23 protein-coding genes are annotated in these 24,758 nt (G+C 67.8%); 11 read left to right on the top strand and 12 right to left on the bottom strand.

Annotated elements, in window-relative coordinates; all coding sequences use genetic code 11:
• Positions 1–2: 2 nt before the first annotated feature.
• The 3 genes from C0J29_RS29155 to C0J29_RS29145 form a co-directional block, all read right to left on the bottom strand.
• Positions 3–1,322 (bottom strand): M1 family metallopeptidase, encoded by a 1,320-nt coding sequence (locus C0J29_RS29155; RefSeq protein WP_120794348.1) that lies wholly within the window; start codon positions 1,320–1,322, stop codon positions 3–5.
• Complete coding sequence (locus C0J29_RS29150; protein ID WP_120794347.1) at positions 1,319–5,224, bottom strand: Pls/PosA family non-ribosomal peptide synthetase; 3,906 nt, start codon at positions 5,222–5,224, stop codon at positions 1,319–1,321. Before C0J29_RS29150 ends, C0J29_RS29155 begins: the two co-directional genes overlap by 4 nt.
• A 99-nt stretch (positions 5,225–5,323) precedes the next feature.
• A complete protein-coding gene (locus C0J29_RS29145) occupies positions 5,324–5,971 on the bottom strand; it encodes a GntR family transcriptional regulator (RefSeq protein WP_065045723.1) in 648 nt (215 codons plus the stop codon).
• A gap of 61 nt (positions 5,972–6,032) precedes the next feature.
• On the opposite strand from C0J29_RS29145, the gene C0J29_RS29140 reads away from it, so the two are divergent.
• Genes C0J29_RS29140 through C0J29_RS29120 form a run of 5 tightly spaced genes read left to right on the top strand, consistent with a single transcriptional unit; the run spans position 6,033 to position 12,074 of the window.
• Positions 6,033–7,379 carry an LLM class flavin-dependent oxidoreductase gene (locus tag C0J29_RS29140; RefSeq protein WP_120794346.1) on the top strand — a complete coding sequence of 449 codons (1,347 nt, stop codon included), beginning with the start codon at positions 6,033–6,035 and terminating at the stop codon, positions 7,377–7,379.
• Positions 7,372–8,556, top strand: coding sequence for a CaiB/BaiF CoA transferase family protein (locus C0J29_RS29135; protein WP_120794345.1), 1,185 nt, complete (start codon positions 7,372–7,374; stop codon positions 8,554–8,556). The genes C0J29_RS29140 and C0J29_RS29135 overlap by 8 nt, the downstream gene beginning before the upstream one ends.
• Positions 8,557–8,567: 11 nt before the next feature.
• Positions 8,568–9,497 carry an HpcH/HpaI aldolase/citrate lyase family protein gene (locus tag C0J29_RS29130; RefSeq protein ID WP_242460576.1) on the top strand — a complete coding sequence of 310 codons (930 nt, stop codon included), beginning with the start codon at positions 8,568–8,570 and terminating at the stop codon, positions 9,495–9,497.
• A 43-nt stretch (positions 9,498–9,540) separates the two neighbouring features.
• The gene (locus tag C0J29_RS29125; protein ID WP_162951585.1) at positions 9,541–11,079 is read left to right on the top strand and encodes a carboxylesterase/lipase family protein; all 1,539 of its coding nucleotides are present in this window, start codon (positions 9,541–9,543) and stop codon (positions 11,077–11,079) included.
• A complete protein-coding gene (locus C0J29_RS29120; protein WP_120794343.1) occupies positions 11,079–12,074 on the top strand; it encodes a D-2-hydroxyacid dehydrogenase family protein in 996 nt (331 codons plus the stop codon). The genes C0J29_RS29125 and C0J29_RS29120 overlap by 1 nt, the downstream gene beginning before the upstream one ends.
• On the opposite strand, the gene C0J29_RS29115 is transcribed toward C0J29_RS29120, so the two are convergent.
• From C0J29_RS29115 to C0J29_RS29100, 4 genes are read right to left on the bottom strand one after another with little or no spacing between them, the layout of a single operon-like run.
• Positions 12,043–12,636, bottom strand: coding sequence for a TetR/AcrR family transcriptional regulator (locus tag C0J29_RS29115; protein ID WP_065045728.1), 594 nt, complete (start codon positions 12,634–12,636; stop codon positions 12,043–12,045). The two genes, C0J29_RS29120 and C0J29_RS29115, sit on opposite strands and share 32 nt — an antisense overlap.
• The gene (locus C0J29_RS29110) at positions 12,633–13,418 is read right to left on the bottom strand and encodes an SDR family NAD(P)-dependent oxidoreductase (RefSeq protein WP_120794342.1); all 786 of its coding nucleotides are present in this window, start codon (positions 13,416–13,418) and stop codon (positions 12,633–12,635) included. Before C0J29_RS29110 ends, C0J29_RS29115 begins: the two co-directional genes overlap by 4 nt.
• Complete coding sequence (locus tag C0J29_RS29105; RefSeq protein WP_120794341.1) at positions 13,415–13,921, bottom strand: VOC family protein; 507 nt, start codon at positions 13,919–13,921, stop codon at positions 13,415–13,417. Before C0J29_RS29105 ends, C0J29_RS29110 begins: the two co-directional genes overlap by 4 nt.
• On the bottom strand, positions 13,918–14,976 hold the full coding sequence (locus tag C0J29_RS29100; RefSeq protein WP_120794340.1) for an NAD(P)H-dependent amine dehydrogenase family protein: 1,059 nt from the start codon (positions 14,974–14,976) through the stop codon (positions 13,918–13,920). Before C0J29_RS29100 ends, C0J29_RS29105 begins: the two co-directional genes overlap by 4 nt.
• Before the next feature lie 150 nt (positions 14,977–15,126).
• Between C0J29_RS29100 and C0J29_RS29095 the strand changes: the two genes are divergently transcribed.
• The 4 genes from C0J29_RS29095 (at position 15,127) to C0J29_RS29080 (ending at position 18,750) form a co-directional block, all read left to right on the top strand.
• Positions 15,127–15,546, top strand: coding sequence for a hypothetical protein (locus tag C0J29_RS29095; RefSeq protein ID WP_120794339.1), 420 nt, complete (start codon positions 15,127–15,129; stop codon positions 15,544–15,546).
• Positions 15,547–15,609: 63 nt separating this feature from the next.
• On the top strand, positions 15,610–16,983 hold the full coding sequence (locus C0J29_RS29090; protein ID WP_120794338.1) for a WS/DGAT/MGAT family O-acyltransferase: 1,374 nt from the start codon (positions 15,610–15,612) through the stop codon (positions 16,981–16,983).
• A 3-nt stretch (positions 16,984–16,986) separates the two neighbouring features.
• Positions 16,987–17,472: an NUDIX hydrolase gene (locus tag C0J29_RS29085; protein WP_120794337.1), complete on the top strand. Its 486-nt coding sequence runs from the start codon at positions 16,987–16,989 to the stop codon at positions 17,470–17,472.
• 45 nt (positions 17,473–17,517) lie between these two features.
• A complete protein-coding gene (locus C0J29_RS29080; protein ID WP_120795031.1) occupies positions 17,518–18,750 on the top strand; it encodes a cytochrome P450 in 1,233 nt (410 codons plus the stop codon).
• Here C0J29_RS29080 and C0J29_RS29075 read toward each other — a convergent pair.
• Genes C0J29_RS29075 through C0J29_RS29060 form a run of 4 tightly spaced genes read right to left on the bottom strand, consistent with a single transcriptional unit; the run spans position 18,747 to position 21,394 of the window.
• Complete coding sequence (locus C0J29_RS29075; protein ID WP_133437031.1) at positions 18,747–19,166, bottom strand: hypothetical protein; 420 nt, start codon at positions 19,164–19,166, stop codon at positions 18,747–18,749. The genes C0J29_RS29080 and C0J29_RS29075 overlap by 4 nt on opposite strands.
• 36 nt (positions 19,167–19,202) lie before the next feature.
• The gene (locus C0J29_RS29070; protein ID WP_232004282.1) at positions 19,203–19,658 is read right to left on the bottom strand and encodes a hypothetical protein; all 456 of its coding nucleotides are present in this window, start codon (positions 19,656–19,658) and stop codon (positions 19,203–19,205) included.
• Positions 19,659–19,693: 35 nt separating this feature from the next.
• Complete coding sequence (locus C0J29_RS29065) at positions 19,694–20,287, bottom strand: TetR-like C-terminal domain-containing protein (protein WP_120794335.1); 594 nt, start codon at positions 20,285–20,287, stop codon at positions 19,694–19,696.
• Between the two features lie 36 nt (positions 20,288–20,323).
• Positions 20,324–21,394, bottom strand: coding sequence for an ATP-dependent DNA ligase (locus C0J29_RS29060; RefSeq protein ID WP_120794334.1), 1,071 nt, complete (start codon positions 21,392–21,394; stop codon positions 20,324–20,326).
• A 37-nt stretch (positions 21,395–21,431) separates the two neighbouring features.
• Here C0J29_RS29060 and ligD point away from each other — a divergent pair, with 37 nt between their 5' ends.
• Both ligD and C0J29_RS29050 read left to right on the top strand, forming a co-directional pair.
• Positions 21,432–22,457: a non-homologous end-joining DNA ligase gene (ligD, locus tag C0J29_RS29055; RefSeq protein ID WP_120794333.1), complete on the top strand. Its 1,026-nt coding sequence runs from the start codon at positions 21,432–21,434 to the stop codon at positions 22,455–22,457.
• A 65-nt stretch (positions 22,458–22,522) separates the two neighbouring features.
• Positions 22,523–23,305: an SDR family NAD(P)-dependent oxidoreductase gene (locus C0J29_RS29050; RefSeq protein WP_120794332.1), complete on the top strand. Its 783-nt coding sequence runs from the start codon at positions 22,523–22,525 to the stop codon at positions 23,303–23,305.
• Here C0J29_RS29050 and C0J29_RS29045 read toward each other — a convergent pair.
• Positions 23,269–24,669 carry a wax ester/triacylglycerol synthase family O-acyltransferase gene (locus C0J29_RS29045; RefSeq protein ID WP_120794331.1) on the bottom strand — a complete coding sequence of 467 codons (1,401 nt, stop codon included), beginning with the start codon at positions 24,667–24,669 and terminating at the stop codon, positions 23,269–23,271. The genes C0J29_RS29050 and C0J29_RS29045 overlap by 37 nt on opposite strands.
• Positions 24,670–24,758 lie beyond the last annotated feature (89 nt).

Below are 24,758 nucleotides of genomic sequence, written 5' to 3'. Positions count from 1 at the left end.
GGTCAGGGGACTTCGGTCGAAAACAGCCAGGCCTCCCACAGCGGCCGCAGTGACTCGCCACTGTAATTGGCCGCCAGCCCGGTGAAGTCCTCGGTGCTGGCGTTGCCGTGGCGATACCGGGTCGTCCAATCCTTGAGCAGCGCAAAGAAATTCTCGTCACCCAGCTGCCCCCGCAGCGCGTGCAGGGTCAGCGCGCCGCGCTTGTACACCCGGTCGTCGAACATGTCGCGCGGCCCCGGGTCGGCCAGCAGCAGATCCTGGGGCTTCTGGCGCAACTGGCCGAGGTGGTAACGGGCCAGGGCTGCGGTGCTTGACCCGCCGCTGCGTTCCGACCACAACCACTCGGCGTACGAGGCGAACCCTTCGTGCAGCCAGATGTCGCGCCACCGGCGCGCGGTCACCGAATTGCCGAACCACTGGTGCGCCAGCTCGTGCGCGATGAGTCGCTCACTGGCCCGGGTGCCCGTGCAGTGGTTGGCTCCGAAGATCGAAATGCCCTGCGCCTCAAGCGGAATCTCCAGGGCGTCATCGGTCACCACGACGGTGTACCCGTCGGCGAGCGGATAGGGGCCGAACAATTCGATGAACAACTCCATCATGTCGGGCTGACGCGCGAAGTCGTGATCGAAGTTGTCCTGCAGACGTTGCGGCAGCGCCGCCCGGATCGCCACCGGCGTTCTGGTCAGCCGAATCGACTCGTAGACACCGATTTGCAGCGTGACGAGATAGGTCGACGTCGGCTCGGGTTGCTCATAGGTCCACACGGTCTGCGATGCCCGCGCCCTGGACGACACCAGCTTGCCGTTGGCGATCGCCCGGTACCCGCTCTCGGTGCTGATCTGAATCCGGAAGGCGGCCTTGGCGCTGGGATGGTCGTTACAGGGAAACCAGGATGCGGCCCCGTTCGGTTGCCCGGCGACCAGGACACCGTCGGTCAACTCCTCGAATCCCACGTCACCCCAGAGGGTTCGGAGCGGCTTGGGGCTACCGCCGTAGCGCACCACCACCGACATCGCGGCGCCGGCGAACAACTTCGACTCCAGCGCGACGCGCAACTTGCCGCTCCGGCAGCCGAAACGCGCGGCGCGTTTACCGTTCACCGAGACCCGCGACACCGACAGCGCACTCGACAGGTCAAGAGTGAATTCGCCCAACTCGGCCACGGTCACCGCGGTGATGGTCGCGGTACCCGACAACCGATTGATCGCGACCTTGTACTCGAGGTCGAGTTCGTAGCGCGAGACCGTGTAGCCGAAGTTGCCGTTCTGAGGCAGGTACGGGTCCACACCCTGGTTCTGGGTGGTCTTTTTCGCCGGACTCACGCCGCGTTGTCCTTGACGTCCGGCGCGTTCTTGCGCCCCTTCTTGCGGCTCACCCACGGCCGGACCGGATTGCCTTGCCAGCGCGTCGATCCGGGCACCTCGTCGCCGCGAACCACCAGCGACGCCGGGCCGACGGACGCTCCCGCGCCCACCCGTGCCGCGGGCAGTGCGACGCAGTGCGGGCCCAGCGTGGCGCCCGGCTCCAGCACCACGCTGTCCATCCGCATGATCCGGTCGTGGAATAGATGCGTCTGCACCACACAACCGCGGTTCACCGTGCTGCCCTCCCCAAGCTTGACGAGATCCGCCTCGGGCAGCCAGTACGTCTCACACCACGATCCGCGTCCGACCGCGGCACCCAGGCCGCGCAGCCACAGGTTCATCACCGGCGTGCCGCTCGCAGCGCGCGCAAACCATGGCGCCGCAACGGTTTCGACGAAGGTGTCAGCCAACTCGTTGCGCCACACGAACGATGACCACAGCGGGAACTCGCTCGCCCGGATCCGCCCCACCAGCGCCCACTTCGCGACGACCGTCACCAAGCCGGCGGTCGCGCCCGCGGCCAGCAGCACCAGGCCACCGGCCAGGGCCGCCCACCAGATCCCGAAAGTGATTGTCAGCGCCTGCAATGCGCCCAGTACCGCCACCCCGATGGTCACCGTCACCACCACCGGCAGCAGCCGGCAGATCTCCACCGCGGCCCGCATCACCTTCAATCGCCGAGGCGGGGCGTAGGTGGTCTCCTCATCGGCTTCCGCGGGCCGTCGCCGCAACCGCATCGGCGGACTGCCCAACCACGACGAGCCCCGCTTGGCTTTCGGCGGGGTCGCCGACAACACGGCGACCAGACCGTCGTCGGGAACCCGGCGGCCCGGCTGGGTGATGCCCGAGTTGCCCAGGAATGCGCGCCGACCGACGGTGGTCTCGGCCGCGTAAATCCAGCCGCCGCCAAGCTCATACGAGGCGACCATCGTGTCGTCGGCCAGGAATGCGCCGTCCTCGATGACGGCGAACTTGGGGGTGAGCAGAACCGTGGAGATCTCGGTGCCCCGGCCCACCCGGGTGCCCAGGATGCGCAACCAGACCGGGGTGAACAGGCTGGCGTACAACGGGAACAGGTAGGTGCGCGCGGCGTCCATCAACCGTTCGGTGGTCCACAGCTGCCAGCCCACGCGGCTGCGCACCGGGTGATAGCCCTCGCGCAGCCCGATCGACAGCATCCGGACGGCCACCACCGTTATCAACGCGTACGCCGCAAACCCGGCCAGCGCCGCCAACGGCGTCCAGAGCAGCGCCGGCAGCACGGCCTGCGACAGCGTGCGGGTGTGCCGGACGGCCACCCCGATGATGGCCAGGCCCCCGGCCAGGGCCAGCAGCGGCAACCCGGCCAGCACCAGCGACGTGACCCCGTAACCGGCCACCCAGTACGACTTTCGGGCGGGCCGCTCGTCCGGCCACGGGTGCTTCACCCGGCCGGACTTGGCCGCCGGCGACCCCTTCCAGTACTGGCCGTTCTTGATCTTGTCGGTCACGCCCGAGCCCGGCGCCACGTCGGCGTTCTTGCCGACGACCGCGCCGGGCAACATGGTGGTGCGGGCGCCGATCGTCGCGTCATTGCCGATGGTGATGGTGCCGACGTGGAAGAGGTCCCCATCCACCCAATGCCCGCGCAGGTCCACCTCGGGTTCGATCGCGCTGCGTTCGCCGACGGTCAGCAGGCCGGTCACCGGCGGCACCGAATGCAGGTCCACGCCCTTCCCGATCTCGGCGCCCAACGCACGCGCGTAGTAGACGAGCCATGGTGCGCCGGCCAGGTTTTCCGCACCGGCGGCCTCGGCCAGTCGTTCGGCGAACCACACCCGCAGATGTACCGACCCGCCGCGGGGATAGCTGCCCGGTGCGACGTTGAACAGCAACATCCGGGCGAACAGCACCGCGATCCCCATCCGGCCCAGCGGCGTGACGAACAAGACGAACGCGATCGCCACCCACCACCAACTCACCGCCACGGTCCAGGGCACCAGATGCAGAGCACGAGCAATGTTGTTCCCCAACGCCAGCCAGGTAATCCACTGCAGTGCCGTCAAAGTCGCCAGCGGCACCGTCAACACGGTCTGGATCAGCTGGGTCAGACGCGGTGTCGGCTTCACCAACCGCTCATGGACTTGTGGCGGGGGACCGAACTCGTCGAGAAAGTTGGCCAGCGAGCCGAGCCGGGGGTGGTCGTACAGGTCCGCGACGGTGATCTGCGGGTACTGCTGCCGCAGCGTGGAGACCAACTGCGCGGCGGCCAGCGACCCGCCGCCGAGCGCGAAGAAGTCGGCTTCCTCACCGGTTACCGTGGCGCCCAGCAGATCCCGCCACATCTCGGCCAACCGGCCCGCGGTGCCGGCCAGGTCGGGTGCCTCCTCGGTGTCGGTGCTTCCCGGCGGCGGCCACGGCAACGCGTCGCGATCGACCTTGCCCGACGTGCGGGTGGGTAACTCCTCGATGAGAACCAGTCGCGGCACCAGCGCCGCGGGCAGGTGCTGGGCAAGTTCCGTGCGCGCCTTGGCGATATCGAAGGATTGGTCGGTGCTCACCACGTAGCCCACCAGCACCGCGGTGCCGGTGGCGGTCCGGCGCACCGCGGCCGCGCCTCCGCTGACCCCGGCCAGGTTGACCAGGGCGGAGTCCACCTCGCCGAGCTCGATGCGCCTGCCTCCGACCTTGACCTGATCGTCGGCGCGCCCGCAGAAGAACAGCCCGTCGGCCTCCAGCCGCACCAGGTCGCCGCTGCGGTACGCGCGCTTCCATCCGAGTGTCGGCATGGCAGCGAACTTTTCGGCGTCCTTGGCCTCATCGAGGTAGCGGGCCAGGCCGACGCCGCCGATCACCAGCTCGCCGGTCTCGCCGTAACCGACCTGCCGGCCCTCGCCGTCCACCACGGCCAGGTCCCAGCCCCGCAACGGCAACCCGATGCTGATCGGGCCCGATCCGTCGAGGCGGGCGGCGCAGGCGACCACGGTGGCCTCGGTGGGGCCGTAGGTGTTCCACACCTCGCGACCCTCCTGGGCATTCTGGGCCAGCCGCTCGGCAAGTTCGGGCGGGCACGCCTCGCCCCCGAAGATCAACAGCCGCACCGCTTCCAGCGCCTCGGCGGGCCACAGCGCCGCGAGTGAGGGCACCGTCGAGACCACGGTGACGTCGCGAGTGACCAGCCAGGGACCCAGGTCCATCCCGCTGCGCACCAGCGAGCGCGGTGCGGGAACCAGGCAGGCGCCGTGCCGCCACGCGAGCCACATCTCCTCGCACGACGCGTCGAATGCCACCGAGAGTCCGGCCAGCACACGGTCACCCGGCCCGATCGGGCTGTCCTGGACGAACATCTGCGCTTCGGCGTCGACGAAGGCGGCGGCGCTGCGGTGGCTGACCGCGACGCCCTTGGGGGTTCCGGTGGATCCGGACGTGAAGATGATCCAGGCGTCGTCGCGGGCCAGCGGGGCCTCGGCCCGCCAGCCCCGGGAGGCGCCCTGGGTGCGCTCGATGCCCTTGTCGGTGATGACGGCGACGACATCGGCTTCCCCGAAGACCAGCTCGGCCCGTTCGTCGGGATCGTCGGCGTCGACGGGGACATAGGCGGCGCCGGCGGCCAGCACGGCAAGGATGGCCGTGTAGAGCGAGTAACTGCCCGAGGGCATCCGAATGCCGATCCGGTCGCCGCGTCCGATACCCCGGGCGGCCAGCCAGGCGACGCTGTCGGTCATGTCCTCGATCAGTTCGCTGTAGGTGAGCTGGACTTCTCCGTCGTCGATCGCCGCCGCGTCCGGGTAGCGAGCCGCGGTGGCCCGGATGATGTCGATCAGCGTGCGCGGACTCGGTGCGTCAGCCGACAGCAGGTACTGCGCGGGGATCTCGGGCACTCATGGAACCCTACCCAGCGCGCCACCGTGAATCTCGCGACGTGACACGCCGCTCGGGCGTCGCGTGAGTCACAGTCGCGCGACAGTGGGTGGACCGACCTACCCGCGCCGCTCCAGCCACTCGGCCAGCGAGCGCCCGGCGTCCAGCACGTGCCGCTCGGCGATCTCGCGCGCCCGCCCGGCGTCCCGGTCGGCGAACGCGTCGAGCAGTTCCCGGTGATCGTCCAGCGAGTGCTTCTCGTGGTCGGGGAACAGGGTGAGGAAGTTCGTCGGGACCACCCGGGCCGCCTGCTTGATCTGAGCCATCAACCGGGGGGAATGTGCGGCGCGGTGGATCTTCTGATGAAAGTGCCAGTTGGCTTCACCGATGCTGTCGTCGCCGGAGCGGGCCGCCACGTCGTCGGCCAGTGCGCGCAGCGCGGCGAGTTCGTCCGGCTGAATCCGCTGCGCCGCCCAGGCCGCGGCCTGCCCGGTCAGCACGCCGAGGATGGTGAAGCTGTCCAGCACATCCTCGGGGCTGATGCCGATCACCGTGACACCGCTGCGCGGAGCGACGCGGACCAGACCCTCGAAGGACAGTTCCAGCAGCGCCTCGCGGACCGGGGTGCGGCTGGTGGCGAACTCCTCGGTGATGGCGTCCAGGTCCAGCCGCGAGCCGGCGGGCAGGGTGCCGGTGAGAATGCGGTCCCGCAGTTCCCGTGCGGCGCGTTCCCGGACGGTGCCGGCGATGTCGACGGTGGCGGCCATCGGCGCAGCATATCAAACGGTGCATTTGATATCTGAAATATCAGATGTTAGATTTCGGACCATGCGAAGCGACAAGATGGCGTTGGTGGCGTTCATGCAGGCGGGCAGTACCTCGGTGTACGCGGGATCCTGGCGCCACCCCGCCACCGAACACCGCTATCTCGACGCGTCCTACTACGCCAAGATCGGCCGGCAGCTCGAGGACGGCTGCTTCGACCTGATGTTCTTCGACGACCGGCTGGCGATGCCCGGGGTGCACGGCGGATCGGTGGCCGAGGCCGTCAGCTACGGCGCGCGCCCGGTCAAGCTCGACCTCGGAGTGATCCTGGGCGTGCTAGCCCAGGCCACCTCCCGTATCGGCCTGGGCGCGACCTACTCCACCACCTACTACGCGCCGTTTCACGTCGCTCGGACCTTTGCGTCGCTGGACCACCTGTCCGGCGGACGGGCCGCCTGGAACGTCGTCACCTCGGTCAACGACAGCGAAGCGCAGAACTTCGGCGTCGATGCCCACTTGGGCCACGACGAGCGCTACGACCGCGCCGACGAGTTCATGGACGTGGTGACCGGCCTCTGGGACACCTGGGAGGACGACGCCGTGCTGCACGACCGCTCGTCCGGTCGCTATGCCGACCCCGCCAAGGTGCACGAGCTGGGACACGTCGGCCGGTACTTCTCCGCCCGCGGGCCACTGACCGTGCCGCGCGCCCCCCAGGGCCGGCCGGTCATCATTCAGGCGGGATCGTCAGGACGTGGACGCGAATTCGCCTCGCGCTGGGCCGAATTGATCTTCACCGGAGACCCCGGCATCGACATCGCCCGCAGCCACTACGCCGATCAGAAGGCCCGAATCGCCGACGCCGGCCGCGATCCCGGTGCGGTGCGGATCTGCCCGATGGCCTACGCGGTGGTCGGGGAGTCCGAGTCGCACGCCAAGGATCGCGAGGCGATGTTCCTGAACGACCTGGTGCATCCGATGGCGTCGCTGACTCTGCTGTCGGAGTTGATGAATTACGACTTCGCGCAACATGATCTGGACGACCCGGTCACGGAGGAACTCATCGCGTCGTCGTCGGGCATCCGCGGGTTGGTGCAGAACCTGCGCACGCATATCGGCGGTGACACCGTGACGGTGCGCGACCTGGCCGGGCATCGAGCCACCCTGCTGCAGGGGCCGCGGTTCGTCGGCACCGGCGAGCAGGTCGCCGACCAGATGGCGGACTGGTTCCAAAGCGGCGCGTGTGACGGATTCGTCTTGGCCGCAACACATCTGCCGGGTGCATTCGAGGACGTGGTGCGCATGGTGGTGCCGGAGCTGCAACGCCGCGGCCTGTTCCGCACCGCCTACGAGTCGACTACGTTGCGCGGTCACCTCGGGCTGCAGCGCCCGGCGGTAGCCCATGCTTGACGGCCTGCGGGTGCTCGACCTGGCGACGCTGGCCGCCGCCCCCCTGGTCGCCACCTATCTGGGCGAGTTCGGCGCCGAGGTGATCAAGGTCGAGCAGCCGGTGCACGGCGACCCGATCCGGTCGTGGGGCAACCAGCGTGACGGGGTCGGCCTGATGTGGAAGTCGGTCTCCCGCAACAAGCGTTCGATCACGCTGGACCTGCGCTGCGCCGAAGGTCAGGATCTGGTGCGCCGGCTTGTTCAGCGCGCCGATGTGATCATCGTCAATATCCGGCCGCAGACCTTGCGCAAGTGGGGACTGGACTACGAAAGCCTCCGTGGGGTCAACGACCGGATTGTGATGCTGCACATCACCGGATATGGGCTGACCGGGCCCAAGAGTGAGCGACCCGGCTTCGGCACGCTCGGCGAGGCGATGAGCGGTTTCGCACATATCACCGGGCAGGCCGGCGGACCGCCGACCCTGCCGCCGTTCATGCTGGCCGACGGGGTCGCGTCGCTCAACGCCGCGTATGCGGTGATGATGGCGCTCTACCACCGCGATGTGCACGGCGGGCCGGGCCAGCTGATCGACGTCAATCTCATTGACCCGCTGGCCCGTCTGCTCGAGCAGACGCTGCTCGGCTACGACCAGTTGGGCCTGGTGCCGGAGCGCTCGGGCAACCGGTGGGACATCTCGGCGCCGCGCAACACCTATCAAACGTCCGACGGACGGTGGCTTGCCATGTCGGGGAGCTCGCCGGCCCTGGCGCTGCGGGTGTTCCAGGCGATCGGACGCGACGACCTGGTGCGCGATGCCGACTTCTCCGACCCGCAGCGCCGGCTGGCCCGGGCCCGCGAGGTCGACGACGTGGTGGCGGATTGGGTTGCGGCGCGGACACTTTGCGAGGCGATGAGGATTCTCGAGGCCCATGACGTGGCGGCGGCGCCGGTCTACGACATCACCGATCTGGTCGACGACGAACAGCTGACCCACCGCGGGGTGTTTGTCAGCGTTCCGGACGCCGAGTTGGGTCCGATGACGGTGCAGGCTCCGGTGCCGAGGTTTTCGCAGTCGTCCGGGGCGGTCGGCCATCTCGGCCCTCGTCTCGGCGAACACAACGAGCAGGTGCTCAAAGAATTACTCGGTTTGAGCGACAACGACATTGACGAGCTGCGCCAGCGCGGCGTGATATGAGAGGACGTGAGATGGGACAGGACGCCATGATCCTGCGCCGTTCCGAGCTGGCCGTACCGGCCGGCAATGACCACATGTTCGAGAAGGCCGCGACCTGCGGCGCCGACCTGGTCTTCCTCGATCTCGAGGACGCGGTGCCCGCTGCCTTCAAAGCAGCGGCGCGCACCAAAGCCATTGCCGCGCTGAACGATATCAACTGGGGCGGCACCGTACGCGCGATCCGGATCAACGGTCTGGACACGCAGTGGTGCCACGACGACCTGATCGAGGTGGTCAGCAAGGCCGGTGCGCGGCTGGACACCGTCATCATCCCGAAAGCCCGCACCGCCCGCGACGTCTGGTGGGTGGACATTCTGCTGTCTCAACTCGAAGCGAAACTGGGACTCGACAGGCAGATTCGCCTGGAGGTGCTCATCGAGGAGGTGGAGGGACTCGCCAACGCCGAGGCGATCGCCGCGGCCAGCCCCCGACTCGACGCACTGATCTTCGGGGTCGGCGACTTTTCGCTGTCGCAGGGTGCCCGGGTGGACACCAACTTTGTTCCGGTCGGCGAATACCCCGGTGATTTCTGGCATTACGCGCGCAGCAAGGTGATCGTGGCCGCCCGGATCGCGGGCATCGACGCCATCGACGCGCCCTACCCGGACTACGGCGATCTCACCGGCTACCAGCGCGACGCCCGCCGCGCATCGTTGCTCGGCTACACCGGCAAATGGGCGATCCACCCGACCCAGGTGCCGATCGCGAACGAGGTCTATGCACCCACCGCCGACGAGATCGCCCGTGCCCGGCGCAATGTCGCGGCGTATCGGGAAGCCGAGGCCGGTGGCCGCGGTGCCGTCGGGGTGAACGGCGTCCTCGTCGATGCGGCGCACGTGAAGATGGCGCAGCACACGCTGGCGCGTGCCGAGTTGATCGGTGCACACCCCGCCGCTGGATAGCCGCGGTCGCATGCGGCACACTCCACGTCAGGGAGGTGAGCCGATGGACAGTGCGTTGGAAGTTGCCACTGATTCCGGTGTCGTCCGCGGACGTCGATTCCGCAACGTCGACCTCTGGCGCACAATCCCTTATGCGGCGCCCCCGGTCGGACCGTTGCGCTTCCGGGCACCCGAACCCGTCTCGTCCTGGCCGGACGTCCTCGACGCGACCCGGTTCGGTTACGCCGCGCACTCTCATCGGCTCAGTTCACCCTTGGGCCTGTTGAAGCGGCAGCTGCAGGACGAGGACTGCCTGACGCTCAACGTGTGCGCGCCGTCCGAACGTGGCGGGCCGCCCCGACCGGTGCTGGTGTTCATTCACGGCGGCGGCTATTTCGAAGGCACCTCCGCCCTGCCCGTGCATGACCCCAAGGCGCTGGTGGCCAAGTTCGGCATCGTGCTGGTGACGATCAACTACCGGCTCGGCGGCCTTGGCTTCGTCGATTTCTCGCAGTACGCAACGGATTTCCAGTCGAACCTGGGACTGCGCGACCAGGTGGCCGCGCTGCAGTGGGTCCGGCGCAACATCGCAGCGTTCGGCGGGGATCCCGGCAACGTCACCCTGTGGGGCCAGTCCGCCGGTGGCAGCGGCGTTCTGACCCACCTCATGCTGCCGGCGTCCCGCGGCCTGTTCCACCGGGCCATTGCGCAGAGCCCGGTTCCGGATGCGGTGCGCACACCGGAGCAGGCCACCGACACCGCCCGCCGGTGCATTGAGGCGCTCGGTGCCGACGCCGGCAATGCCGCTCAGGTGCTGCGTGACGCGCCCGCGACGGTGATAACCCAGGCGGCGATCCGGGTGATGTTGACGGCGGCGCGTGCAGTGCCGTGCCAGATGTCTTTGGCTCCGGTCATCGACGGCGAATTCCTGCCCGAGGATCCGACGACGGCGATCACCGCCGGACGGGCCGAACGTGTGCCCCTGCTGATCGGCTCGATGGGCAACGAGCTGGGTCACGCGGGCTGGGGGCCGGTGCGCCATTTCATCGACATCGTCCCGACGACGGCGGCCCGGGTGGACCGGATGTTCGCGGCTACCGATCCGGCGGCCCGGGAGCGGGTGCTGGCGCACTATCCGGACTATCCGAGCCCGGCGGCGCTGACCCGGTTGGCCGGCGACTGCTTCTTCGTGCGGCCGATGATCGCGGTGGCCCGGGGACACGCCCGCCACGCGCCGACTTACCTCTACCGCCTCGACTACGCGCCCGCCTTATTACGGCTGATCGGCATGGGCGCCATCCACGCGACCGACGTCCCACTCGTGTTCGGCTGCGAAATACCGGCCGTGCGACTGCTTACGCTCGGCGGTCGTGGTCACTATCGCGCCATGAGCGACTGCGTGCAACGGCGCTGGATCGAGTTTGCCCGCACGGGCACGCCCGGATGGCCGTCCTATTCCGACGACGAAGCCGCCCTCGTCATCGACGGCCCGGATCCCCACCTCGTACCCGGCCTGCACCGCAGCATGTGGGAGGCGTGGCGGCATTACGGGGGACCGCAACGGGGACAACAATCTTCGACCGCCCGCCAGGACGTTCAGTGATGGACCACCGCCGGCCGCGGGTAGCAATCCTCGACGACTACGCGGGTGCCGCCCTCGACCTCGCTGACTGGTCCCCGGTGCTGAGCCGCGCGGATGTCACGGTCTTCGACCGGCACCTGAACCAGGACGAAGCCGCCGAACAGCTGCGGTCCTTCGACGTGCTCTGCACCCTGCGGGAGCGAATGGCGCTGCCACGCGCCCTCATCGAGCGACTGCCGAACCTGAAGCTGATCACCATCGTCGGCCGGAGCCTGCCCAACCTGGATATGGCGGCCGCAATCGAGCACGGGGTCCTGGTCGCGCATTCGAACTTCGCTCACCCCCGGTTCGCGGCCGTGCGGGATGCCACACCGGAACTGGCCTGGGGCTTGATGATCGCGACGGTGCGCAACCTGGCCGAGGAGCACCGCCGCATGCGCGAGGGTGCATGGCAGACGACGACCGGGATGACGCTGCACGGCAAGACGCTGGGGTTGCTCGGTCTTGGCCGCGTCGGCCGACGAATGGCGCAGTACGCCAACGTGTTCGGCATGGACGTCATAGCGTGGAGCCAGAACCTCACCGAAGAGGCGGCATCGGCGGCGGGTGCGCGGCGGGTCGACAAGGCCGCGCTGTTCGCGGAATCCGACGTGGTCTCCATCCACGTCGTGCTCTCGGAACGCACGCGAGGTCTGGTCGGCGCAGTCGAGTTGGCCTTGATGAAGCCGAATGCCTTCCTGATCAACACGTCTCGCGGCCCGATCGTCGACGAACCGGCGCTGCTCGACGCCCTGCGGACCGGGCGCATCGCCGGGGCCGGGCTTGATGTCTTTGACACCGAACCCCTTCCGGCCGAGCATCCCTTGCGGGTGTTGCCGACGGTGACCCTCTCACCCCACCTCGGCTATGTGACCCGCGAAATGCTCGGGGCCTTCTACGCCGACACCGTCGAAGCGGTCGCGGCGTGGCTGGACGGCGCGCCTGTCAGGACCGCCGGCCCCAGTACGAACTCTTGATCGCCTGCAGCGCCTCGGTGACATAGCGGTCCAGCGAGCGGGCGGTTCCGGATTGGCGGATCCACCGCTGAAACGCGAAATCGCCTGCCGCGAAACCTAGTTGAACCAGCAGGCCGGGCCGGATATCGGCGTCGGGATCGGCGCCCATGCGTTCGGCGATCAGCTTGACCGCGCGTTCCCGGTCGGCCGGCGTGTAGAGGGTGACCTTGCCCAGCAGTCCGGGCGCCACCAGCAGCGCTTCCCGCCACTCTTCGCTCTCCACGTCACCGAACGATCGCGTGCGGGTGATGATGGCATTGATCAGTGCGACGTCCGGCGCCTCACCGCCGGGACGCTGCTCCAGCAGGTTGACCACCTCGGCACCGCCGTGGCGAATGGGGCCCAGCAGCAACTCTTCCTTGGTCGGCACATGCCGGAAGAATGTGCGCGGCGAAACACCTGCGGCAGTGGCGATCTCCTCGGTGGTCACCGTGTCGTAGCCACGCTCCACGAACAGCCGGAACGCCGCCCGCCTGATGTCGGCGCGGACCTGCGCGCGCTGACGGTCGCGCAGCGATGTCATCGGAAGCAGCCGATCCCGCCGTCGACATGGATCGTCTGCCCGGTGATGAACGTGGCATCGGGGCCGAGCAGGAACGCGACCAGCGCGCCGACGTCGGTGCGGACGTCGCCGATCCGCTTCATCGGTACGCGCCGTACCGCCTTGGCGTAGTCGTCCGGCGCGTACTGCTTCCACAGCTTGACGCCGTCGGATTCGGCGAAGGGGCAGATGACGTTCACGCGGATGTTGTCGCGTCCCCACTCCAGGGCGGCGACCTTGGACAACCCTCGGATGCCTTCTTTGGCAGCGGCGTAACCACCCCACTTGGGTTCGCCGCCGGTTCCGGTGCCCGAGCCGAGATTCACGATCGCACCGCCACCGGCATCGACCATCAGCGGGTGCACCGCCTGCATCAGCAGGAACGTGGCGCGCGGGCCGACCTCGTAACCCAGCGCCAGGTCGTCCACAGAGATGTCGACGAACCTCTTGGGCTCGTTGGTGGCGATCGCATTGTTGACCAGTCCGTGCACGGTGCCGAATGCGCCGACCGCGGCCGCCGCGATCCGCTGCGCACTCTCCGGATCGCGCAGGTCGGCGACCAGCATCTCGACCGGGCCCGTCTCCTTGAGCTCCGTGGTCGTCGCGTGCAGTTTGTCTTCCTGGATGTCGACCACCAGAACCGCCGCGCCACGCTCCAGTAGGGCGGCCGCCACGCCCCTGCCCACGCCCTGAGCGGCGCCGGTGACGATCGCGACATGCCCGCGTAGCGATTCCGGGTGCGAATAGCTGGTGGAGATGCTCATCCGGCCGGTCCCAGCCGCAACGGCACCCCGCGATGCATCTCATACGTGCTGCGCGCACCGCCGGGAAGTTCGATGAACTCCACCGACGTCCCGTCCGGGTCCTTGACGAAAAACATTCGTACTCCGCCGATTTCGAACGGGTCCTGCTCGGGCGGGTAACCCGCCTCGACGAGCCGGCGGTGGGTGTCGTTCAGGTCGGTGACCGACAGCGCAAAGTTGTGGATGCCGGTGACTCCGCGACGCGCCGGCTCGCGTGGCCCTGATCCGAGCGAAAGCAGTTCGATCATCAGCCCGCCCAGCAGGCCGCCTACGACCCGGCCTTCCTGTTTGCGCGTCGCGTGCAGGACCGCGTCGAAAGGCTCACCCGAGATCAGACTTTCGAAGACGATCTCCATGCCCAGCAGGTCGCGGTAGAAAGCCAGCGCGCGGTCCATGTCGGTGACACCGACGACGAGGTGGCAGAACGCTACGTCGCCTACCCCGTCACCCGCTGTGACGGTCATGCGCGTCCGGCGATCAGCGGCAGATCCAGGTAGGTCTTGATGCCGGGTTCGGCCGGGACGACGTAGGGGATGGCGTTGACGCAGTGGTTGGCGGTGGCCACCACCCCCGGATTGCGTTGCAGCCCTTCAGCGATCGTCTGCGGCTGCAGGCCCTTGAAGGTCAGGCTCACGCTGGGATCGCCGGTGATCTCGACCTCGAAGCGCTCGCCCTGTTCGCCGAACTCCCAGGCCGGCTCCAGGTTGTCTTCGCCCATCAGCCAGTTGACCGCGGCGGTGATCACCGGTTCTCCGTCGGACAGCGCTTGCCAGCGGAACCGGCGCGCCGCAACCGTTCCGGGGGCGATGGTCATCGGTTCGTAGTCGATGTCGCCGGTGGCGACGGCGATGTCCTGAATCGTCCTGATGTTGGGGTCGATGCGAAAACCCATGTGGTCGGCGATCATTCGCACCGACTGCTTGAAACCGGCTTCGAGCAGACTGGCCATCGGGCCCAGCATCGCCTCCTCGGGGGTGCCGCCGAAGCCCATGATGTGGCGCACCACGTCGGGTGCGTTGTAGGTGCGGATGTCGGAGAACTCCTCGGCGCGGACGTGCGTGACCGCCGACGACAGCGACGACACCATGAGCGGAAAGCGCTCCGTGATACCGCCCGGGTGAATGCCCGACCCGTGCAGCGTGACGCCGGATTCGGCCGCGGCGTCGGCGATCGCCCGGACGCGCGGGTTGTCCAGGTCGGGATACACCCAGCCGACCGGGGTGACGACGTTCTTGCCGGACCGCAGGATCGCGATGACCTCTTCGTCATTGGGCACCAACGGGCTGTACATCACGCAGTCGGCGTCGATCGCGAGCACGTCGTCGATGTTGTTGGACGCGGCGATACCCAGCGGGTCGCGACCGAGGATATGCCCGACGTCCACACCGTTCTTGTCGGCGCTGTGCACCCAGCAGCCGGCCAGTTCCAGCTCGGGGTGGTTGAGCACGCACTCGATGGCGGCCTTGCCGACGCCACCGGTTGCCCACTGAATGACACGGAATTTGGTTGGGCTACTCATCGGCACCTCCGGAGGACATCGTGGCAGTTTGTGACTTTGTGACAGTAACTGTCAGCACGCATCTTGCGAAAGCCACCACCCGGGACCCGCGGACCTGTTAGCTTGCGTAAGCATCAGCCGTTGGGGTCGGGGGGCACCATGCATCGAGCCGTGAATCGAGCGAAAGTCGCAGCGCTCGGAATCTTCGTTGTGGGCGCGTGCGTCGCAGCGCCGCCGGCTGCAGCCGACAACCCGGTGTGCACGTCGACGTGGTGTTCCTTCCTGCTGCCGTCGCGCAACATCGGCTGCGAGCTGAACTATCAACGCGGCAGCGGCATCGCCGACGAGGCGTACTGCCAATCCGATTCGCCGCCGCAGTCGGTCCGTATGGCGCCCGCCGGAACGTTCAAGACCTGCACCGGCGAAACCTGTCTGGGCAACGCCGGACAGGGCACCCCGGTGCTCGGCTACGGGCAGAGCGCCGGCGTCGGGCCCTTCACCTGCCGGTCGGACACCAATGGCGTCACCTGCACGGTGGGGTCGGGACGCGGTTTCACGCTGTCCAACGCCGGCGTCGCACCCGTGGGGTAAGGGGCCGTCCCCGAATTTCACAACACCTTCGCTTTGCCTGCGTCTCAGGGTGTAATAGCGGGCATGGAACTGATGATGCCCACCGACTCGATGTTTCTGTTCACCGAATCTCGGGAGCATCCGTTGCACGTGGGCGGTTTGTCGTTGTTCCAGCCACCGGAAGGGGCCGGTCCGGAATTCGTCCGGGAGTTCTACGAGAAGCTGGTCGCCAACGACGAGTTCCAGCCCACTTTCCGCAAGCACCCGGCGACGATCGGCGGCGGCATCGCGCGGGTCGCCTGGGCCTACGACGACGACGTCGACGTCGACTACCACGTCCGGCGCTCCGCTCTGCCGTCGCCGGGACGCGTGCGTGATCTGCTCGAGCTGACCTCGCGGCTGCACACCAGCCTGCTGGACCGGCACCGCCCGCTGTGGGAGTTGCACGTCGTGGAGGGACTGAACGATGGTCGCTTCGCCATGTACACGAAGATGCACCACGCACTGATCGACGGAGTCTCGGCGGTGAAGCTGATGCAGCGCACCATGTCGACCGACCCGGACGACACCGAGGTGAAGGCGATGTGGAACCTACCCCGACCGCCCCGCCCGCCGAAACCCTCGTCCGACGGTGGCGGCTCCAACCCGCTGAGCGCTCTGGTCAAGTTGGCGGGTTCGGTTGTGGGAGTTGCGCCTTCGACGCTGAAGCTGGCTCGCGCCGCGTTGCTCGAGCAGCAGCTGACGCTGCCGTTCGCCGCGCCGCACACCATGTTGAACGTCAAGGTCGGCGGCGCCCGCCGGTGCGCCGCCCAGTCGTATTCCCTGGACCGCGTCAAGGGCATCAAGAAGGCCGCCGGCGTGACGGTCAACGACGCCGTGCTGGCGATGTGCGCGGGCGCGCTGCGCGAGTACCTGCTGGAACAAGACGCATTGCCGGACACGCCGCTGGTCGCCATGGTGCCGGTCAGCTTGCGCTCGGAAGCCGACGCCGACAGCGGCGGCAACAAGGTGGGCAGCATCCTGTGCAATCTCGCGACCAACGTCGAAGACCCGGCCGACCGGCTGGAGGTCATCGCCGAGTCGATGCGCCGCAACAAGAAGGTGCTTGCCGAATTGCCGTCGTACCAGGTGATGGCGTTGTCGGCGTTGAATATGGCGCCGCTGACGCTGGCCGGGGTGCCGGGATTCCTCTCCGCGGTGCCGCCCCCGTTCAACATCGTCATCTCGAATGTGCCCGGGGTGGGTGACCCGCTGTACTACGGCGGCGCCCGGCTCGACGGCAGCTACCCGCTGTCCAACATCCCGGACGGCCAGGCGCTGAACATCACGTTGGTGAACAACGGCGGCAACCTGGACTTCGGGCTGGTGGGATGCCGCCGCAGCGTTCCGCACCTGCAGCGGTTGCTCGCGCACCTGGAGACCTCACTGAAGGATCTGGAGCAGGCCGTCGGGGTGTAACCGGTGCCCAAGCTGAGTGCGGGTCTGCTGCTGTACCGGGAGCGGGCCGGCGTCGTCGAGGTGCTGATCGCGCATCCGGGCGGGCCGTTCTGGGCGCGCAAGGACGACGGCGCGTGGTCGATCCCGAAAGGCGAGTACGGCGAGGGCGACGATCCCTGGTCGGCGGCGCGGCGCGAATTCGCCGAAGAGCTGGGTTTGCCGGCACCCGAGGGGCCGCGACTGGATTTCGGACCGATTAGGCAGCCCAGCGGCAAGGTGGTCACGGCCTTCGCGGTCCGGGCCGATCTCGACGTCACCGATGCGCGCAGCAACACCTTCGAGATGGAGTGGCCGCGCGGCTCGGGCCGGATGCGGGAATTTCCCGAGGTGGACCGCGTCGGCTGGTTCCCGGTGGCCCACGCCCGCGACAAGCTACTCAAGGGTCAGCGGATCTTCCTGGACCGGTTGATGGCGCACCCCGACCTGGCAGGCTGCTCCGAGGGAGGCTGACTCGACGCGGTGGGCGCACACTCGGGCGCAGGCACAATGGCGTCCATGACCATCACGGAGCCCACCGAATCGCAGACGTTGCTGTTGCGGCTGCTGGACCCGGCCAGCCGGGCGGACCCGTATCCGGTGTGCGCCGAACTGCGGGAGCGGGGACCGCTAGCATTCCCCGGCGGAAATCTCGTGCTGTTCTCGAGCTACCGGGACTGTGACGACGTGCTGCGGCACCCGCTGTCGAGCAGCGACGACCTCCAGTCGACCGCCGCCCGGCGGATGATCGAGGCCGATCCGTCTTTGCGCCGGGAGATCCCACCGGGTTTTCTTTTCCTCGACCCGCCGGATCACACCCGGCTGCGCAGGCTGGTCAGCAAGGCGTTCGCGCCCAGGGTGGTGGCCGGGCTGCAACCGGAGATCGACGCGCTGGTGGGCGGGCTGCTCGACCGGATCGCCGAGCGGGGCGGCTTTGACGTGGTCGCCGACTTCGCCTACCCGCTGCCGGTAGCGGTCATCTGCCGGTTGCTGGGAGTGCCGCTCGAGGACGAGCCGCGGTTCAGCCACGCCTCGGCGGTGCTGGCCAAATCGCTGGACCCGTTCTTCACCGACGACCAGGCCCACGAAACCGACGAAACCGACGAGCGGCTGACCGCCGGCGCGGGACTGCGCGACTACCTGCACGGCCTCATCGCGCGGCGCCGGTCAAAGCCCGGCGACGACCTGCTGTCGGCGCTGGTTGCGGTGAACGAGTCCGGTGACCAGCTGACCGAAGAGGAGATCGTGTCCACGTGTGTGCTGCTGCTGGTCGCCGGGCACGAGACCACGGTCAACCTGATCGGCAACGCCATCCTCGCGATGCTGCGCGACGGCCGGCAGTGGGCAGCGTTGAACGCCGACCCCGGCCGGGCGGCCGCGATCGTCGAGGAGACCCTGCGTTACGACCCGCCGGTGCAACAAGTCACGCGAATTGCCGTCGACGACATCACGATTGGTGACACCACGGTGGCCGGGGGAGACGTGATGATGCTGCTGCTGGCCGCCGCGCATCGCGACCCCGCCGAGTACTGCCAGCCGGACACCTTCGACCCGGAGCGGAAAACGTTGCGGCACTTGGGCTTCGGGCGCGGCATCCACTACTGCCTGGGGGCCCCGCTGGCGCGGCTGGAAGCCACGGCGGCGTTGTCGGCGCTGACCGCCCGCTTCCCGCACGCGCGGCTCGCGGGCGAACCGCAGTACAAACCGAACGTCACCCTGCGCGGGTTGTCGGCGTTGCGGGTAGCGGTTTAGCTGCCGTTACGTCCGGGACGTCCCCCGGCCATGTTGATCATCAGCGGAATCGGGGTGGCGATCGGCTTCAGCGCTTCGGCGTCCTGGTAGGCGCCGATGGTGTATTCGCCCGTCGTCTCGATCGCGAATGACAGCTGGGGGGTGAAACACCGGTACTTGGACGGCTTGTCCTCGTCCGGCCACTGCCAGGCGGAACGGACCGTGCCCCGGATGGTCCCGCCGGGGTCTTTGCAGACGATGAACAACTCCGGATCGAAATCACCACCGGAGGGGGCGTGCACCACCAGAACGAGCGGGACCGTCAGCCACACCGGGGTCTGGTTGACCTCGTAGCTGGTGATCGGCACACGGGTGGCGTCGATCGCGGAATCGTCGATGTTGGCGGAGCCCGCCACGAGCAAAGCGGCTACATGCATCACGACATCTTAAGGGTGTCGGGGCCGCGCGCCAGCCTATTCGGCAGGCTCGGTGAAAGTTGTTTCGCCGGTGTCTGCGGGCTGTTCGGTCTCGGCCAACACGATCGACACCGGCACCGGTGTGGACAGCTCGAATTTGCCCTCGGTGTCGTAGTAGACCCCCAGGGTGTACTCGCCTTCGGTCTCCACGGGGAAGGACAGTTCTTGGGTGAAGCACCGGTACTTGGAGGCGCGATCACCGTCATCCGGCCAGTGCCACGCCGCCCGCAGCGATCCGCGGGGAGTGCCTGACGGGTCCTTGCAGACGACGTGGATTTCCGGGTCGTAGTCGCCGCCGGCCGGCGCGTGAACCACCAGAACGACCGGGACCGTTGCCCACAAAGGGATTTGATCGACCTGGAACCAAGCCATGGGTATGGACATGGCATCGATGGCGCCCTGTTCGTTGAACGCGGCGCTGCGCGGAACGAACAGTGCGGAGACGTGCAGCATTTCGACATCTTAAGGGCCTCAGGTGCCCAGAGCCGTCATTGTCTGCGCAGCGCATGCCAGGCGAGGTCGGCGATGGCCAGGCAGTAGCCGTCGTCGACGGGATCCTCCATGTAGAGACTGCGAACGTAGATGGGGGCCGTCACGATCTGGATCGCCGCCACGGTGTGCACGCCCTCGCGCAGCTCGCCACGTTCCCGGGCCCGGTCGATGACGGTGCGAAGGACACTGAATCGCCTCTGCCAGAACAGCATTCGAGTCTCGCCGTCATGATGGCCGGCGCGGCTGTCCATCACCATCACGCGGTGGAACGTGCGGCCGATCGGCGTGTTGACATCCGCGGCGAGGGTGCGGGCCAGGGCAAGGAGGTCACCGCGCAAGGAGCCGGTGTCTATCGCGCAGCGAAACATGTCGGCATCGCGGACGGCGGCGTCGACGATCAGTTTTTGGCGGTTACCCCAATAGCGGTAGATCGTCGCGACATCCAGGTGGTGGCGCTCGGCCATGGCTTCCACACTGAATCGTTCGACGCCCCAACGCGCCAGCTCGTCGAGCACCGCTGGCATCACCCGCGCGCGAAGGTCCGCGGGGATGTCAACCGGGGATACGTCCGGGCTCTGCGACGGCCGCATGTGCTCTACCGTACGACTCGAAAGCGGCTTCGAGTACTACTTCTCGCCAAGGCCGGGCACGATATCGCCCAGGCTGAAATTCACCGGTTGCTCCAGCTGTTCGTACGTGCACGAGCGCGGATCACGGTCGGGGCGCCACCGATTGAACTGTGCGGTATGGCGGAACCGCGCGCCTTCCATGTGGTCGTAACGCACCTCGACCACCCGCTCGGGCCGCAGCGGCACGAAAGACAGATCCTTGCCCGCGTTCCAGCGGGACCCTTCGTTCTTGCGGGGTGTGCGTTCGCCCGCCTCGTGCGCGGCCCAGTTCCAGGGATGGCCGTCGAAGCCGGTGACCAGCGCTTGCAACTCGGTGAACAGCCGCCGGCGCTCGGCCATCGGAAAAGCGCCGATCACGCCGACCGAGGCGAGTTGTCCGTCGTCCTGATACAACCCGAGCAACAGCGAGCCGATCGCATCATCCCCGGACTTGTGCACCCGGTAGCCCGCGACCACGCAGTCGGCGGTTCGTTCGTGCTTGACCTTGAACATGACGCGCTTGTCCGGTTGATAGGTGACGGTCAGCGGCTTGGCGATGACGCCGTCCAGCCCCGCGCCTTCGAATTCCTCGAACCAGCGCTGCGCGACGGCCTCGTCGGTGGTGGCGGGCGTGACATGGATGGTGGGCCCGGACCCCGCCAGCGCGTCCACGAGCGCCGCGCGCCGCTCGTGGAAGGGGCGCCGGGTGTAGTCGTCGTCGCCCAGAGCCAGCAGGTCGAACGCGATGAACGAGGCCGGTGTCTGCTGGGCCAGCATCCGCACCCGCGAATCGGCCGGATGGATACGTTGTTGCAACGCCTCGAAATCCAGGCCGCGATCGGTGGCGATGACGATCTCTCCGTCGATCACGCAGCGCGGCGGCAACTCGGCCCGCACCGCCTCGACCAGCTCCGGAAAGTAGCGCGTCATCGGCCGCTCGTTGCGGCTGCCCAGCTCCACGTCGTCACCGTCGCGAAAGCAGATGGACCGGAAGCCATCCCACTTCGGCTCGTACGACGCATCCGGCGGAATCGCCTTGACTGATTTGGCCAGCATCGGCGAAACCGGCGGCATCACGGGTAAGTCCATTGCTTCATTCTGGCCTGCGGCATGCTGGACTGTGGATATGGCCACTGCAGCAGAAGAACTCGACGTCGACGGCATCGCCGTCCGGGTGACCAATCGTGACAAGGTCTACTTCCCCACGCTCGGCAGCAACGGCACCAAGGGCCGGTTGATCGACTACTACGCGGCCGTGGCCCAGGGTCCGATGCTTGCCCCGCTGCGCGACCGCCCCACGCATCTGCAGCGCTTCCCCGACGGCATCGACGGCGAGGAGATCTACCAGAAGCGGGTGCCCAAGCACCATCCCGAGTATCTGCAGACCTGCCGGATCACGTTCCCGTCCGGCCGGACCGCGGACGCGCTGATGGTCACCCATCCCGCCGCGATCGTGTGGGCGGCGCAGATGGGCACCGTCACCTTGCACCCGTGGCAGGTGCGCTGCCCGGACACCGAGCATCCCGACGAGTTGCGGATCGACCTGGACCCGCAACCGGGCACCGGATTCAGGGAAGCGCGGACGGTCGCCGTCGAGGTGCTGCGGCCGCTGCTCGACGAACTCGGGTTGACGGGGTATGCGAAAACCTCCGGGGGACGTGGCGTGCATGTGTTTCTGCGGATCGCCACCGACTGGGATTTCGTCGCCGTGCGCCGGGCGGGTATCGCGCTGGCCCGCGAGGTCGAGCGCCGCGCTCCGGAGCAGGTGACCACCTCGTGGTGGAAGGAAGAACGCGGCCAGCGCATCTTCATCGACTTCAATCAGAACGCCCGCGACCGCACCATGGCCTCGCCGTATTCCGTGCGGCGCACCCCGATCGCGACCGTCTCGATGCCGCTGTCCTGGGACGACCTGGCCGGTGCCGACCCGGACGACTACACCATGGCCACCGTTCCCGACCTCGTTGCGCGCCGCGACGATCCGTGGGCCGCAATGGACGACGACCATCAGTCCATTGCCGTGCTGCTGGACATGGTCGACGCCGACGAGGAACGCGGCCTGGGTGACATGCCCTACCCGCCGAACTACCCGAAGATGCCGGGCGAACCCAAGCGCGTACAGCCGTCCCGGGACACGGACCGCAAGAAATGAGATAACCGGGCCGGACCCACCATCGCGCGCATATTCTGTGAGCCGGAATCGGTGAGGCAGGTGGGATGGATCTGCATCTGGCGGGCAAGACGGCCGTGGTCACCGGCGCCAGCAAGGGCATCGGCATGGCCGTCACCAAGGCGCTGGTCGGCGCGGGCGTCCACGTGGTCGCCGGTTCGCGAACCCCCGGCAAGGAGCTGCCGGCGATGGAAGAGACCGGTCAGGTGACGTATGTGTCGGTGGACCTGTCCCGGCCCGGTCACGCCGAAGAACTGATGGGGGCCGCCGCGCGGCGCGGCGGGATCGACATCCTGGTCAACAACGTCGGCGGGGCCACGCCGCGGCCCGGCGGCTTCGTCGGTATCACCGACGAAGAATGGCAGGCGTCCTGGGATCTGAACATGATGGGCATCGTGCGGCCCACCCGCGCGGCGCTGCCGCAGATCCAACGGCGCGGCGGCGGTTCCATCGTGATCATCGGCTCGATCAACGCCTACTACCCCGGCGCGGTGACCTACGACTATTGCGCCACCAAGGCCGCCGTCACCAACCTCGCCAAGTCGTTGTCAAAAGAGTTGGGACCGTTGAACATTCGAGTCAACTCGATCAGCCCGGGGCTGGTACTGACCGAAAAGTGGACGGAAGGCGGACTGGCTGAGGGGCTGGCCGACGCGAACGGGGAGCCCGCCGAAGACGTGCTGGCCAACATTCTGGAAGACACTCCCACCGGCCGGTTCACCACCCGGGAACAGGTTGCCGACCTCGTCCTCTTCCTGGCCAGCGAGCGGGCCGGCAACATCAACGGGTCCGACTACCGCATCGACGGCGGGTTCGTTCCCACGCTCTGAGCGGACTTCTTCAGTTCTTCGTAGGCCTGCTGCGTGTAGTGGGCGAGCCTGGACATGTCGCCGATCGCCGCCGCATTGCCGACGAAGCCGAAGTCCATGCTGTCGTGGTAGGACGCCAGGGTGGCGTTGAGTCCGATCGACGCGGCCAGCGCGGAGACCGGGTAAATGCCCAGCAGCCGTGCGCCGTTGAGGTATCGGATCTCCTTGGCGCCCGCGACGTTGGAGATCACCAGGTTGCACGCGGGATGTGCCACCCGGTCCAGGTGGGTGGAGGCGCCGAGACCGGCGAGAGCGACCAGTCCCACGGCGTAGGTCATCGCCGCTTCTGTCGACATGGCCGCCAGCTCCTTCTTGGCGGCGGCCACCGACGACGCCACCTGACCGATCCGGTCCGGCATCTCGGCGTCGGGCTCGCCCAGCCGTACGAACAGCGCCGACACCCGGGTCCCGATCGCCGTGTCGTCGCCGGCCCGCAGGGACACCGGGCACATCGCGATCAAGGGGTGTCCGAAGGAACGTCCGGTCTCGCGCAGGTAGGCATGCAGTCCGGCGTCGACGATGCTGGCCGCGACGTCGTTGAGGGTGGCTCCGAAGTGCCGGCCGACGTCGTGCATCTCCTCGAGCGGCAGGGTCAGCGTGGCGAAGCTGCGCCCGATCTTGAGCGGTTCGTTGGTGGGGGCGTGGTGTGCCGCGAACGGCAGGCTGCCCTCGAGGTGGGAGCGGAACAGTCCGGCGAAGACCTTGCGCAGCGCGGTGACCGACACCTGATTGAGCGCTCCCACCTGGGTGAGCGCGCCCCGGATCGAGTCGGTGATGCGCCCGACCAGCGGTGTCGGCGGGTGTGGCGCGGGCGCCGGAACGTCGAGCGCGAACGCGGGCTTGGGGATGGTCTGCTCGTCGGAGAGGTTCAGGCCGTCGTACAGCCGCTTCAGCCCGGACTCGCCGTCGATGATGCAGTGGTGGGTCTTGGTGTAGATCGCGAACATCCGGTCCGGCAGGCCGTCGATGATCCAGCAGCGGAACAGCGGCCGGCTGCGATCGAGTTGCGCCTCATGCAGGTCGGCGACCAGTCGCAACAGGTCGTCATAACTGGATCCGGCCGGCAGTGCGAGGTGTTCGACGTGGTAGTGCGGGTCCCAGCTGTCCACTTCGCGAAAATGTGGGCCACCGCGGCCCAGCAACTCGGGGACGTAGTTGAACGGCGGCGCCGGCGAGCAGGACCGGTAGAAGTCCACGATTTCGCGCACCAGCGCCTCGCTGTCGGACGGTTTCTGGAACAGCAGCATCGCGCCTACGTGGGTGGTGCTGCCCGGTGACTCGATCAGCAGCCATGAAAGGTCGAGCGGCGGAATCGGTTTGGTCATCACGCATCTCCTGTCCAGGGGAGATGCTGCGCTCAACAGTCCGACGCCGCGAGGGCATTAGGACCCCGTTCGGGCACCCTTTGGTCACT

The sequence above is a fragment of the Mycobacterium paragordonae genome (assembly GCF_003614435.1).
In the GTDB taxonomy this organism is placed as follows: Bacteria; Actinomycetota; Actinomycetes; order Mycobacteriales; family Mycobacteriaceae; genus Mycobacterium; species Mycobacterium paragordonae.
This window is presented reverse-complemented; position numbering and strand designations above follow the sequence as displayed.